Annotated in this window: 12 protein-coding genes and 1 pseudogene; 1 reads left to right on the plus strand and 12 read right to left on the minus strand. The window is 60.6% G+C overall.

All coding sequences use genetic code 11. The annotated features are described in order from the left end of the window. Nucleotides 1–14: 14 nt before the first annotated feature. A complete protein-coding gene (locus tag CCGE525_RS15840; RefSeq protein WP_120705117.1) occupies nt 15–3,341 on the plus strand; it encodes an efflux RND transporter permease subunit in 3,327 nt (1,108 codons plus the stop codon). Nucleotides 3,342–3,387: 46 nt separating this feature from the next. Here CCGE525_RS15840 and ureG read toward each other — a convergent pair whose 3' ends face one another. From ureG to urtD, 12 genes and pseudogenes are all read right to left on the minus strand, one after another. Beyond that, the gene (ureG, locus tag CCGE525_RS15845) at nt 3,388–3,999 is read right to left on the minus strand and encodes an urease accessory protein UreG (RefSeq protein WP_120705118.1); all 612 of its coding nucleotides are present in this window, start codon (nt 3,997–3,999) and stop codon (nt 3,388–3,390) included. A 106-nt stretch (nt 4,000–4,105) separates the two neighbouring features. Further along, nucleotides 4,106–4,792: an urease accessory protein UreF gene (locus CCGE525_RS15850; RefSeq protein ID WP_120705119.1), complete on the minus strand. Its 687-nt coding sequence runs from the start codon at nt 4,790–4,792 to the stop codon at nt 4,106–4,108. A 6-nt stretch (nt 4,793–4,798) separates the two neighbouring features. After that, on the minus strand, nt 4,799–5,329 hold the full coding sequence (gene ureE, locus CCGE525_RS15855; protein WP_120705120.1) for an urease accessory protein UreE: 531 nt from the start codon (nt 5,327–5,329) through the stop codon (nt 4,799–4,801). A 181-nt stretch (nt 5,330–5,510) separates the two neighbouring features. After that, nucleotides 5,511–6,371, minus strand: coding sequence for a GGDEF domain-containing protein (locus tag CCGE525_RS15860; protein ID WP_120705121.1), 861 nt, complete (start codon nt 6,369–6,371; stop codon nt 5,511–5,513). 276 nt (nt 6,372–6,647) lie between these two features. Beyond that, nucleotides 6,648–8,360: an urease subunit alpha gene (gene ureC, locus CCGE525_RS15865; protein WP_120705122.1), complete on the minus strand. Its 1,713-nt coding sequence runs from the start codon at nt 8,358–8,360 to the stop codon at nt 6,648–6,650. 3 nt (nt 8,361–8,363) lie between these two features. Then, entirely contained in the window at nt 8,364–8,987 is a 624-nt protein-coding gene (locus CCGE525_RS15870) for a Urease operon accessory protein (RefSeq protein WP_120706434.1), read from the minus strand. A 17-nt stretch (nt 8,988–9,004) separates the two neighbouring features. Then, nucleotides 9,005–9,442: a lysozyme inhibitor LprI family protein gene (locus tag CCGE525_RS15875; protein ID WP_120705123.1), complete on the minus strand. Its 438-nt coding sequence runs from the start codon at nt 9,440–9,442 to the stop codon at nt 9,005–9,007. A 21-nt stretch (nt 9,443–9,463) separates the two neighbouring features. Further along, nucleotides 9,464–9,769, minus strand: coding sequence for an urease subunit beta (locus tag CCGE525_RS15880; protein ID WP_107108952.1), 306 nt, complete (start codon nt 9,767–9,769; stop codon nt 9,464–9,466). A gap of 19 nt (nt 9,770–9,788) precedes the next feature. Next, complete coding sequence (locus CCGE525_RS15885) at nt 9,789–10,091, minus strand: urease subunit gamma (protein ID WP_034503828.1); 303 nt, start codon at nt 10,089–10,091, stop codon at nt 9,789–9,791. 31 nt (nt 10,092–10,122) lie between these two features. Next, nucleotides 10,123–10,944 (minus strand): urease accessory protein UreD, encoded by an 822-nt coding sequence (locus CCGE525_RS15890; RefSeq protein WP_120705124.1) that lies wholly within the window; start codon nt 10,942–10,944, stop codon nt 10,123–10,125. Between the two features lie 162 nt (nt 10,945–11,106). After that, nucleotides 11,107–11,801 (minus strand): annotated as a pseudogene (gene urtE / locus CCGE525_RS15895) (urea ABC transporter ATP-binding subunit UrtE). A 211-nt stretch (nt 11,802–12,012) separates the two neighbouring features. After that, nucleotides 12,013–12,768: an urea ABC transporter ATP-binding protein UrtD gene (gene urtD, locus CCGE525_RS15900; RefSeq protein ID WP_120705125.1), complete on the minus strand. Its 756-nt coding sequence runs from the start codon at nt 12,766–12,768 to the stop codon at nt 12,013–12,015. Nucleotides 12,769–12,770 lie beyond the last annotated feature (2 nt).

Below are 12,770 nucleotides of genomic sequence, written 5' to 3' on the forward strand. Positions count from 1 at the left end.
GCGAGAACGGCAAGATGAACTTTTCCGCCTGGTCCATCCGAAATCCGGTCGCCCCGCTTCTGGCCTTTTTCCTGCTGATGGTGGTGGGCGCACACGCCTTCTTCAATCTGCCGATCACCCGATTCCCGAATATCGACGTCCCGGTCGTCAATGTTACCGTGACCCAGAGCGGCGCCTCGCCTGCCGAACTCGAAATGCAGGTGACGAAGGAAGTCGAAGACGCCGTCGCCAGCATCAACGGCATCGACGAGATTCAATCGACGGTGACCGACGGCCAGTCGCAGACCGTCGTCATTTTCCGCCTGGAAGTGCCGACGCAACAGGCCGTTCAGGATACCAAGGACGCGATCGATCGCATCCGCGGCACTCTGCCGTCGACCATCGACGAGCCGATCGTCTCCAAGGTGGACGTCGAGGGCCAGGCGATCCAGAGCTTTGCCGTTTCCTCGCCGAACATGTCGCTCGAGGAACTGTCCTGGTTCGTTGACGACACCGTTAAGCGCGCGCTGCAGGGCCAGGCCGGCATCGGCCGCGTCGACCGCTATGGCGGCGCCGACCGCGAAGTACGCATTGAGCTCGACCCGAACAAGCTGAACGCCTACGGCATTACCGCGCTTTCGGTCAGCCAGCAGTTGCGCGGAACCAACATCGATCTCGGTTCCGGACGCGGCCAGGTGGCCGGCAGCGAACAGGCGATCCGCGTCCTTGGCGACGCCCGCGATGTCGCCCAGCTCGCCGACACCACGATCGCGCTGACCAACGGCCGCTTCGTCAAGCTCTCCAATCTCGGCGTGATCAAGGACACCTATCAGGAGCCGAAATCCTTCTCGCGCTTCAACAGCACGCCCGTCGTGACTTTCGGCGTGTTCCGCGCCAAGGGCGCCAGCGAAGTATCCGTCGCCAAGACTGTGGCCGACACTTTGAACAAGGTGCGTGCCGAAAATCCGAACGTCTCGATCGAGATGATCGACGATGCGGTCTACTACACCTACGGCAACTACGAAGCGGCGATGCATACGCTGCTGGAAGGCGCGTTGCTGGCGGTCATCGTCGTCTTCCTGTTCCTCAGGAATTGGCGAGCGACGCTGATTTCGGCAGTCGCACTGCCCCTTTCGGCGATCCCGACCTTCTGGATCATGAATCAGATCGGCTTCTCGCTGAACCTTGTCAGCTTCCTGGCCCTGACGCTCGCGACCGGTATTCTGGTCGACGACGCCATCGTCGAGATCGAGAACATTGCCCGCCACATCAAGATGGGCAAGACGCCCTATCGCGCCGCGATCGATGCCGCCGACGAAATCGGCCTTGCGGTCATCGCGACGACGTTCACCATCATCGCCGTCTTTGTACCGGTTTCCTTCATGCCGGGCATTCCAGGCCAATATTTCATCCAGTTCGGCCTGACGGTTGCCTTCTCAGTGTTCTTCTCGCTGCTGGTCGCGCGCCTGATCACGCCGATGATGGCCGCCTATTTTATGCGTGCCGAAGACGCCATCGACGACCATCACGACAATGACGGCCGTTTCATGCGCGGCTATAGCTGGCTGGTACGGATCACGACGAAGAAATGGTACACGCGCTATCCGACGTTGCTTGCGGCCTTTGCATTCTCCGTCGCCTCCGTCTTCGCGCTGATCATGTTCGTGCCCGGCAGCTTCATTCCCCCGGACGATTCCTCCCGCATCGTGCTGTCTGCCGAGCTGCCGCCAAATGCCCGGCTCGACGACACCGAGCAGGCAACCAATGAAATTTACAGGCGCATCAAGGACATCGACGGTGTTGACAATGTTTTCGTCCTTGGCGGCGCCTCGCCGAAAGGCGATCTGGAATTGCGCCGCGCGACAGTGACGCTGACTCTCGGCAAGCTCGACCAGTCGCTCGTCAAGAAGCTGGTCAACGATGTGCTGGGTTCCCTGCCCGTCATCGGTCCCCACCTGCCGAAGGTTGCCGTCCACGGCCGCATTAAGCCGCAATGGGAGATCGAAAAGGAAGTCTTCGCCAAGCTGCGTTCGATCCCTGACGTTCGCATCACCAAGCTCAATGACCGCGGCGACCGTGACCTGACCTACAACTTCCTCTCCCGCAACGAGAAGGATTTGAACGAAGCGGTCGGCATCCTCGAAGCCAAACTGCGCGCCGATCCGGCACTTGCCAATGTCAGTGCCGACGGCGCCCTGCCCCGGCCTGAGCTGCAGATCTATCCGCGCAAGGACGAGGCGGCCCGTCTTGGCATTACGCCGCAGATGATTTCCGATACGGTGCGCGTCGCGACCATCGGCGATATCGACGCCTCGCTTGCCAAGATTTCGCTCGATGACCGCCAGATCCCCATCCGGGTGCAGGCTGCAATCGGCATGCGCCGCGACCTTGCAGCGATCCGGGCATTGCGCATCAAGACAGCCACCGGTGCGACAGTGCCGATGTCGAGCGTGGCCGATATCGACTATTCGGAAGGCCTTTCCTCGATCAAGCGCAACAACCGTTACCGCGTCGTCGCCATCGGCGCCGACCTGCCACAGGGCGTGGCGCTGGACACCGCTTCAAGCCATTTCCTCGCCACCGTCAACAGTGCCAAAATCCCGGCCACTGTCCATCTGGCTGAAAGCGGCGACACCAAGGTCCAGAAAGAAATGCAGCAGAGCTTCGGCAACGCCATGCTGCTGGGCCTTCTGCTGGTGCTGACAGTGCTGGTGCTGCTGTTCAAGGATGTGATTCAGCCCTTCACCATTCTGCTGTCGCTGCCTCTGGCGATCGGTGGCGTGGCCCTGGCGCTGATGCTGACCGGCAATGCCCTGTCTATGCCCGTCATGATCGGCATCCTGATGTTGATGGGTATCGTCACCAAGAACGCCATTCTGCTCGTCGATTTCGCCATCGAAATGATGCATCACGGCATGCCGCGATTGGAGGCCGTGGTCGAGGCCGGCCGCAAGCGTGCAAGGCCGATCATCATGACCTCGATCGCCATGTCGGCCGGCATGTTGCCGTCCGCACTCGGCGTCGGCGAAGGCGGCTCGTTCCGCGCGCCGATGGCGATCGCGGTGATCGGCGGCATCATCGTCTCGACCGTCCTCAGCCTGGTGGTCGTGCCGTCCTTCTTCCTGATCATGGACGACCTGTCGCGCCTGCTTGCCTGGCTCTTCGGCCGTGTCGTCGGCAAGAAGGATGTGGACGACGAGGTTCTGACCAAGGAAAGACTGGCAACCGCCGTCGACGAAAACCGCAAGTCGCTCACTGCGTTGGAAGAACGCCTTGAGGCCGTGGAAAACAAGGACGCCCCGCAGCGCGGCGTAAAGGCCAAGACGAATATCTTGAAACTGCCGCCGTTCGCCGCCGAGTAGAACGGCAGGTTGACTAAAATGATAGTGGTAATGATGACGGGGCGGCTTACAGGCCGCCCTGTTCTTTTAGGAAATTGACGATCGTTCCAATGCCTTCGCCGCGCTTCATGTCGGAGAACACGAAGGGACGGGCCTGACGCATGCGGGTCGCGTCACGGTCCATGACATCAAGATCGACGTCGACGAAGGGTGCGAGATCCTTCTTGTTGATGACGAGAAGGTCGGACTTGGTAATGCCGGGACCGCCCTTGCGCGGAATTTCCTCGCCCTGGCAGACCGAAATCACATAGATGGTGATATCGGCGAGATCCGGCGAAAAGGTCGCTGCCAGATTATCGCCGCCGGATTCGATGAAGACCACATCGAGATCAGGGAGCCGCTCGTTGAGACTGGCGATGGCCTGCAGGTTGATCGTCGCATCCTCGCGAATGGCGGTGTGCGGGCAGCCACCGGTTTCGACGCCGACGATGCGATCCGATGTCAGCGCCTGCATGCGCACCAGCGCCTCGGCGTCCTCGGTCGTGTAGATATCGTTGGTCACCACCGCAACGGAATAATCGTCGCGCATTGCCTTGCACAGCTTCTCCGTCAGCGCCGTCTTGCCCGAGCCGACAGGTCCGCCGATGCCGACGCGCAAGGGTCCATTTCTCGATTTCATGCCCGAAACTCCGATAAAAACATAGAATAGCGAAGCATACGCGTCTCGCACAGCGGCGAATGACGTAGGACCTGCTTCGATCGCAACATTTGCTTGAACCCACCCCTCAGGAGCGAAAGAGCCGGGTGCCCTGCCTCTCATGACGAAGGCTTGCAATATCGGCCTGCACTGTCGCCGCACCGAGATCATCGAGACTCGATTGCGCGGCTCGTTTCGCGACCTCGGCGATGACGTCCTCCAACGCCGCCAGGATCGCGACGCCGTCTTTCTGTCCGGTCACCCCGAGCCGAATGCCGGCCGAGAGCATCTGCGACGCCAGCGCATGCAGGAAGGCCGCGAGCGTCTTTTCCCTAGATATGCCGTGCGCTCCAGCCACGGCGCCGACCGCCACCGGATAGGCCGTCTTCGCGGGTAGAATGGAAAAGACCGGATGCGGCCAGGCATTGGCGGCGGAGAGGAAGGCTTCGCCGAGCAGCATGGTTTCCTGATGCCGCTCCTTCGAGCCGGCCAACGCGTCGGCAAGCTCGGCCGCCTCAGCCAACCGCGCGGCATCCTCACCCGCGCCATGCGCCTCGGCGAGCAAGACGGCATCGTTCCAGACCGAACCATGGCGGATTAACGCCGTGATCCAATCCCGAAGGCTCATGGCATTCTGCACCAAGCCGTCGTGGACAGCGCTTTCGAGGCCGCTCGAATAGGCGAAGGAACCGACGGGGAAAGCCGGCGACAGCCAGGCCATCAGCCGCAAGAACGCCTGCAGCTCGCCGTCCTCCTTTACTGAACCCCCAGTCATCGACGCTCAGTCGTCTGAATGATCGTGATGGTCGTGGTCGTGCCCATGATCATGATTATGGCCATGGTCATGATGCCCGTGATCGTGACCGTGCGAATGGCCGCCATGCGCATGGTAGGCGCCGCGTGCAGGCTGGAAAGCTTCGCTGACCTCCTTCACCGTCGCGCCGAGACCTTCGAGCATCGAGCGGATGACATGATCGCGCAGGATCAGGATGCGGTCTTCCTCGATCTGTGCCGAAAGATGCCGGTTGCCGAGGTGCCAGGCGAGCTCGATCAGGTGCCGGCGGTCGCGCGGCTTGATCTCGAACAGCTTTTCCGTGGCAGCAACGATCTCGATCAGTTCGCCGTCTTCGCGCACCAGCAAGTCGCCATTGGCAAACAGAACCGGCTCCTTCAGATCGAGCATGATCATCTCGCCATTTTCGAGATGCAGCAGTTTGCGGCGCAAATGCCGGAGGTCATGCGGCAACACGACGCGATCGATCGGATCGGAGGATGGGGTGCCGGCGGGCAGATAGGAAGTGACGCGTTGCATGGCAGGTCCAATTCAAAACTTTGTCAAAGCATGCAAAATAGCGGCTTTCCGCGCAAGGACCAGTGCCGGTTTTGCAGAGCCAGAGCAATTCCAGGAAAAGTGCGTAGCGGTTTTCCGTTCGGAATTGCGAAAATACAAAAAGATGGAGCGGTTCTAAGATTCCGTGAAAAGCTGGACCGCTCTATATCCCATGGCCGTATCGATGCTGCTCCGCAAGGTAAGGCGCTGTCTCCGGATCCTCTTCGACCGGGCTACGATGCCAGACATGATTCAGCCATTCGCTTTCATGAACGACGCGATTACGGCCGAGCGCCTTGGCAAGATAAAGCGCCTTGTCCGCGGCGGCATAGACCACCTCTTTTTTGCGTTCACTCCATATGTCGGCGACCCCCGCCGAAATCGTGATCTTCACTGCACCGCCCTCGACGGCAATGGCCTGATCGGCAATCAGCGCTTTGACGCCCTCGATACGGGCGACGCGTTCGGCCATGTCGTGGCCGTGGACGATGGCGCCGAACTCTTCGCCGCCGAGGCGGGCTATCACATCCCTGCCCTCGAAAATGCTGGAAAATATCTGCGACACCGCAACGATAACGGCATCGCCCGAGGCGTGCCCATAGCGATCATTAATGGTCTTGAACCGATCGACGTCGAAGATCACCAGCGAGGCGTCGCTCTGCGCTTCATCCAATGCCTCGGTAAAGGCGCGACGGTTCAGCAAGCCGGACAGCATATCCGTACGGCTCAGTCGCTCGAATTCGGCGCGGGAGACGGCAAGCTTATGAATGGCGTAGCCAGCCAGTAGTGCCAATGCGCCGGAGACGATACCGCCGATGAACCATGCAAACAAGATACTGAGGCGGATCGCGTCCAGTATGGGTAACGGCAACAAGCCAAGCCACCGCAGGACCGGCAGCATGACGAGAATGATGGCAACCGACAGAATGACCGCAATAAAACTCATCTTTAACGCGAAAATATAAATCGTGCGACGCTGCTGAAAATTACCGAGCTCGGCCTGCAGCGAAATCCACCATTTCATGCGAATCACCTTCCTCAGCCACCAATTCGATGAGGTGAGATAGGGGTGAAGGCTCTTCCAGGTCTTTAATGCAATAATTAAAATGCGCGGCTTTTCCCAACTTATGAACTATTAGAAATTGGAACCAAAACCGCCCATGGCCTGACGTGAGGTTGCGACAGGAATACCCCCGGCGCAAGTCTCTGATTATGTTGTGTTAGTTCGGACGACTGACGAAAAACCCCTGGAATCCAGGGGTTTTCACAATCTACAGGCGTTGAAATGTCGCAGGTCCTGTTAAAACAGGAAATAGCGCTGCGCCATCGGCAGCACAGTCGCCGGTTCACAGGTCAGAAGCTCGCCATCGGCACGTACCTCGTAGGTCTCAGGATCGACCTCGATATGCGGCGTCAGGCTGTTGTGGATCATCGAAGCCTTGGAGATGCCGCCGCGGGTATTCTTGACGGCAACGAGGCTCTTGGCGACACCGAGCCTGCCGGCGAGACCGGCGTCGAGCGACGCCTGTGAGACGAAAGTGACTGACGAGTTCGTCAGGCTCTTGCCGAAAGAGGCAAACATCGGGCGATAGTGCACTGGCTGCGGAGTTGGGATCGAGGCGTTCGGGTCGCCCATCGGGGCGGCGGCGATCGAGCCGCCGAGCAGGATCATGTCCGGCTTGACGCCGAAGAAGGCCGGATTCCAGATCACCAGATCGGCGCGCTTGCCGACTTCGATCGAACCGATCTCGTGGCTGAGGCCATGGGCGATCGCCGGGTTGATCGTGTATTTGGCGATGTAACGCTTGACGCGGAAATTGTCGTTGTCGCCGATTTCCTGCGCGAGGCGGCCACGCTGGCGCTTCATCTTGTCGGCGGTCTGCCAGGTGCGGATGGCCACCTCGCCGACGCGGCCCATGGCCTGGCTGTCGGACGAAATGATCGAAAAGGCGCCGATATCGTGGAGAATATCTTCCGCCGCGATCGTCTCCTTGCGAATGCGGCTTTCAGCAAAAGCGATGTCTTCCGGGATCGACGGCGACAGGTGATGGCAGACCATTAACATGTCGAGATGCTCGGCGATCGTGTTAACCGTATAGGGGCGCGTCGGGTTGGTCGAAGACGGGATTACATTCGACTGGCCGCAGATCTTAATGATATCAGGCGCGTGGCCACCACCGGCCCCTTCGGTGTGGAAAGCATGGATTGTGCGGCCCTTGATGGCGCCGATCGTGTCCTCGACGAAACCGCTTTCATTCAACGTATCCGTGTGTATCATAACCTGCACGTCATAAGCATCGGCAACCGTCAGGCAGCAGTCGATTGCGCCCGGCGTCGTTCCCCAATCCTCGTGCAGCTTCAACGAGGTCGCACCGGCAAGCACCATCTCCTCGAGCGCACCGGGCAGCGAGGCATTGCCCTTGCCGGCAAAGGCGAGGTTCATGGGGAAGGCGTCAGCGGCCTCGATCATGCGGGCGATGTGCCACGGGCCGGGCGTGCAGGTGGTGGCAAGCGTTCCATGCGCCGGGCCGGTACCGCCGCCGAGCATGGTTGTCAGCCCGCTCATCAGCGCCTCTTCGATCTGCTGCGGGCAGATGAAGTGGATGTGGCTGTCCATGCCGCCGGCTGTGACGATCTTGCCCTCACCCGCGATCGCCTCCGTGCCCGGCCCGACAATGATGTTGACGCCCGGCTGCGTATCCGGATTGCCGGCCTTGCCGATCGCGACGATGCGGCCATCCTTGAGGCCGATATCGGCCTTGACGATCCCCCAAGTATCGACGATCAGCGCGTTGGTTATAACGGTGTCGACGGCACCGTTTGCCCGTGTCACCTGGCTCTGCCCCATCCCGTCACGAATGACCTTGCCGCCACCGAACTTCACCTCCTCGCCATAGGTGGTGAAATCCTTCTCCACCTCGATGAAAAGCTCGGTATCGGCAAGCCGCACCTTATCGCCAGTCGTCGGCCCGAACATGTTGGCATAGGCGGCGCGCGAGATCTTGTAGGGCATAAATCAGGCTCCTTGGGAGGAATGGATAAGAGTCTTGTCGGCGATGCGCCTCAGGCGACCGAGGGAAACGTAAAGGTCGACCAAGCGCTTCTCCGCAGCAAATGGATGGCCGTCCCAGCCGGTATGGCTGAAGCCGGTGATGGCGATGTCGTCGTCGGGGTACCGTAAAAGCAAGTCGGCGATCACGATCATGCCGCTGCTCGGCACGACATAAGGGCCGGGTTCATGCGGCTTGAGAGCTTCGTCGACGCTCCCATGAACAGACTGATCGATGACCACATGGCGCTTGCCGGTGGCCTTGCAGAAAGCAGTGAACTGATCGGTGTAATCGTCGCAGAAATCGTTAAGTTCCGGATGCGATTGCGACAGCGGAGCGCGCAGGGCGGCGAACTTGCGGGGGTCGCGCACGCTCCAGATTTCCGATGCGGCCGCGATCGGTGGGCTGCCGCGCCATTCGGCAGAACCCAGCATCGCGCGCGCCGGCCGACCGGTATTGCAGACCGCGACGACATCGGTGCGGCTGCCGCCTGTCTGGATGGAGCGGCAATCGTTGAAGCGCACGACCATGTCGGCGGCGTCGATCTCCTTCGCCGCCGCTTCCGCGATCTCGCCATTGCCGACGATCACGATCCTGCGTTTTGCATTCACTGCGCACCCTCCGGCCCATCGGCCAGCGTCTTCAGCTCTTTGGTTCTTTGCTCCGTCAATGTCGCCTTGCATCCAGAAACGAGCATGGGCTCCATCGACCCGCCCCGCGCCTCGAAGCCCTCCGCCTCGCATTGGCCATCGCGGTAATCGACCCAGGCGCGTTGCGCTTTGACCAATGCCTTTTCTGCGCCCTTTTGGTCGGCATCGAGATCGGCATCAGTGGCAACCATTGCCGCGCGCGTCTTTTTATATTGCTCGTTCAATGCCTTATCGGCCTTGTCGTAGTCGCGCTGCGAGCAGATGTTCATGTCCATCTGCGTCTGCGCATTGTTGCAATCGACCTCCGGCTCGTCCGGATCATTTTGCGCATAGGCCGAACTGCACATCAAAACCGTCGCGACAAACGCGCCGGACGCAAGCAATCTCAAAGACATGCCGTCTCTCCCTGTAAGCCTTCAGAGTTTGCCCATGATTTGCTGGCGGAAGCCGTAGACTTCGCGCTTACCGGAGAGCGGGATCAGCGTCACCGAACGCGTCTGGCCCGGCTCGAAACGCACGGCCGTCCCTGCAGGGATATCAAGACGCATGCCCTTGGCCTTGTCGCGATCGAAGGCGAGACCGCCATTCGTCTCGGCAAAATGATAGTGGCTGCCGACCTGCACCGGCCGGTCGCCGGTATTGGAGACCTCCAGCGTTACGGTCGGCGCGCCGGCGTTCAGTTCGATATCGCCGCTTGCGGCAAGAATTTCACCTGGAATCATGGTTTCCTCTGCTCGTCGCTCAGCGGATCGGCTCGTGCACGGTGACGAGCTTCGTCCCATCCGGAAACGTCGCCTCAACCTGTACGTCGTGGATCATCTCGGCGATCCCCTCCATCACCTGGTCGCGGGTGATGACATGGGCGCCGGCCTCCATCAGTTCGGCAACCGGACGGCCGTCGCGAGCACCTTCGACGACGAAATCGGTGATCAGCGCGATGGCTTCCGGATGGTTGAGTTTGACGCCGCGCTCCAGCCGTCGCCGCGCAACCATTGCCGCCATGGAAATCAACAGCTTGTCTTTTTCTCTCGGAGTAAGGTTCATCGCCTACCTATGTGATTGCTATTTGCTCGAACTACAGATTCCAGACTTTCGGCACTGGCGTTCCGTTGCGCAAGGCGGAAATGACCGGGATCAGGATTTTTCTCAGGGCGAAGCCGTCGGGTGCCGCCAGCCGTGCCACCAGCTTGTCGCGCCATTGGCTAACGCCGCCCATGTGCCCGTCTACGAGGGGCCGCACCTTGGCGAGATAGGTCTCCGCTAGCGGCCCGGCATAGAACAGGGTGGCGAAAGCGACCTGGCCGCTCAGGACAGCATGCTCGGCCGTCAGCGCCGCGACATCGCCGTCGAGCAGCAGCTCCTCGGCATGGATCAATCGCCCAGCGCGGCGGATGCGCCAGCGGTCGCGAAACAAGCCCTGCGCCATCGCCTCGCCCATGGCTTTGCGGCCAAGCAGGATTGCCTCAACGGCCAGAAATTCGGCGGTCTCGTCGAGATCGACATCAAGCCTGCGCGACAGCGAGGCGCGATCGAATAGAATGGTTTCCTGCGGCAGCCAATCGACGCGTGCGCCAGCGCCGACCCTGATCGAAGTCACGACTTCAGCGGTGCCCGCGGATGCCTTGTAGATCTTTTCGCAGGCCTGCGTAGTCACATCGATGCGCGTGCCCGGCGCAGCAACGATGCTCCAATCCATCCGGTCGCCGCCGGTCAGCCCACCGGCCGTGTTGATGATGACGGCTTCCATGGAACTATCGAACGTGTCGGGCAGACGGATCTTCGCCGCACCCTCCTGGAAAAGCTCGGCAAGGCGCGTGCGCCCGTCAAGCGCTTTGGCCGCCAGATGACCGCGCCCGCGCGCCCTCTGCGGTCTCGTGCTCGCCGCTGCCGTCACCATTCCGTTTCTCCGCTCATCCCATCATGTCGCGCAGGTCATTGAAGCCCGCCAAGGAATAAAGGCAAGCAATTTCTGTGCCTTGTACAATCGCCTGGGGCACGGGCCGATGTGGCGGGCACCCGCCGCATTTTTCGTCAGACGATGAAAAGAGCGGCAATGGCTTCACACCGTCAGATGCCGGCGCGCCGCGGGCGTATCCAGCGTCTCCGCCAGCCCTTCGTGAACGATCTCGCCGCGGTCCATGATGTAGACGTAATCGGCAAGCTCCCGGCAAAATCGAGATATTGCTCGACCAGCAGGATCGCCATGCCGGTGGAATCCCTGAGATAGCGGATCGCGCGGCCGATATCCTTGATGATCGAAGGCTGGATGCCCTCGGTCGGCTCATCCAGCACCAATATTTTCGGCCGCGTCACCATTGCACGGCCGATCGCCAATTGCTGCTGCTGACCGCCCGATAGGTCGCCGCCGCGGCGCGACAGCATGGATTTCAGCACCGGAAACAGATTGTAGATGTCCTCGGGAATGTTGCGGTCACGGCGCGGCACGGGTGCGAAGCCGGTCTCCAGGTTCTCCTTGACCGTCAGCAGCGGAAAGATTTCGCGCCCTTGCGGCACATAACCAATACCCTGTTTGGCGCGGGCAAAGGGCGCCATTCCGTTCAGCGTTATCCCATTGAAGGCGACCGAACCCGCCGACAGCGCATGCTGGCCGGTGACCGCGCGCAACAGCGAGCTCTTGCCGACCCCGTTGCGTCCGAGCACGCAGGTGATGTTGCCCATCTCCGCCTTGATGGAGATGCCGCGCAAAGCCTGGGCGGCGCCATAATGCAGATTTGCGTTTTCCACTGTCAGCATGGCTTCATCTTCTTTCTTTTCCATAAAAGCCCCTCACCCTAGCCCTCTCCCCGTTTTGACGGGGAGAGGGGACGACCGAGCAAGCTAAACCCCTTCGCCCCGTGAAACGGGGAGAAGGTGGACTTGAGCGGCTTCGCACAGCGAACCGCGAAAGGACGGATGAGGGGCTTTTCTAGGCAAACAAGGATCTTCTTTGCACCCGAAACATCACCTACCGCCCCAGATAATTCTCAATCACCTTCGGATCGCTGCTGACGAAATCGATCGAGCCTTCGGCCAACACCGAGCCTTCCGCCAGACACGTCACCTTGACGCCGAGATCGCGGATGAAGCCCATGTCGTGCTCCACCACCACCACGGACCGCGTCTTTGCTATCTCCTTCAGCAGCACCGCCGTCTCCGCCGTCTCGGCGTCGGTCATGCCCGCAACGGGCTCATCGACGAGCAGAAGCTTCGGCTCCTGGGCGAGCAGCGTGCCGATCTCCAGCCATTGCTTCTGCCCATGCGAAAGATTGGCCGCCAGTTCATCGCTCCGGTGAGAGAGGCGCACCGTGTCGAGGATTTCGTGGATGCGGTCTCGATCCTCCGGCGTCAGGCGGTAAAAGAGCGTCGAGAAAACGCCGCGCTTGCGGTTGAGGGCCAATTCGAGGTTGTCCCAGACGGTGTGGCTCTCAAAGACCGTAGGCTTCTGGAACTTGCGGCCGATGCCGAGCTGGGCGATGTCGGCCTCGTCCTTCTTGGTGAGATCGATCTGGCCGTTGAAGAACACCTCGCCCTGATCGGGCCGCGTCTTGCCGGTGATGATATCCATCATCGTCGTCTTGCCGGCACCGTTCGGGCCGATGATAGCGCGAAGCTCGCCCGGCTCGATGACGATCGACAGCGAATTCAGCGCCTTGAAGCCGTCGAAGGAGACGGAGACGTTGTTGAGATAGAGCATGCTGTTGGGCTTGATGTCCGGGATCATCG

The sequence above is a fragment of the Rhizobium jaguaris genome, assembly GCF_003627755.1.
GTDB lineage: Bacteria > Pseudomonadota > Alphaproteobacteria > Rhizobiales > Rhizobiaceae > Rhizobium > Rhizobium jaguaris.

Bases quoted from the DNA above. Each gene is read 5' to 3' on its own strand.
- CCGE525_RS15840 (WP_120705117.1), top strand. From the start codon at position 15: ATGAACTTTTCCGCCTGGTCCATCCGAAATCCGGTCGCCCCGCTTCTG.
- ureG (WP_120705118.1), bottom strand. From the start codon at position 3,999: ATGAAATCGAGAAATGGACCCTTGCGCGTCGGCATCGGCGGACCTGTC.
- CCGE525_RS15850 (WP_120705119.1), bottom strand. From the start codon at position 4,792: ATGACTGGGGGTTCAGTAAAGGAGGACGGCGAGCTGCAGGCGTTCTTG.
- ureE (WP_120705120.1), bottom strand. From the start codon at position 5,329: ATGCAACGCGTCACTTCCTATCTGCCCGCCGGCACCCCATCCTCCGAT.
- CCGE525_RS15860 (WP_120705121.1), bottom strand. From the start codon at position 6,371: ATGAAATGGTGGATTTCGCTGCAGGCCGAGCTCGGTAATTTTCAGCAG.
- ureC (WP_120705122.1), bottom strand. From the start codon at position 8,360: ATGCCCTACAAGATCTCGCGCGCCGCCTATGCCAACATGTTCGGGCCG.
- CCGE525_RS15875 (WP_120705123.1), bottom strand. From the start codon at position 9,442: ATGTCTTTGAGATTGCTTGCGTCCGGCGCGTTTGTCGCGACGGTTTTG.
- CCGE525_RS15880 (WP_107108952.1), bottom strand. From the start codon at position 9,769: ATGATTCCAGGTGAAATTCTTGCCGCAAGCGGCGATATCGAACTGAAC.
- CCGE525_RS15885 (WP_034503828.1), bottom strand. From the start codon at position 10,091: ATGAACCTTACTCCGAGAGAAAAAGACAAGCTGTTGATTTCCATGGCG.
- CCGE525_RS15890 (WP_120705124.1), bottom strand. From the start codon at position 10,944: ATGGTGACGGCAGCGGCGAGCACGAGACCGCAGAGGGCGCGCGGGCGC.
- urtD (WP_120705125.1), bottom strand. From the start codon at position 12,768: ATGATCCCGGACATCAAGCCCAACAGCATGCTCTATCTCAACAACGTC.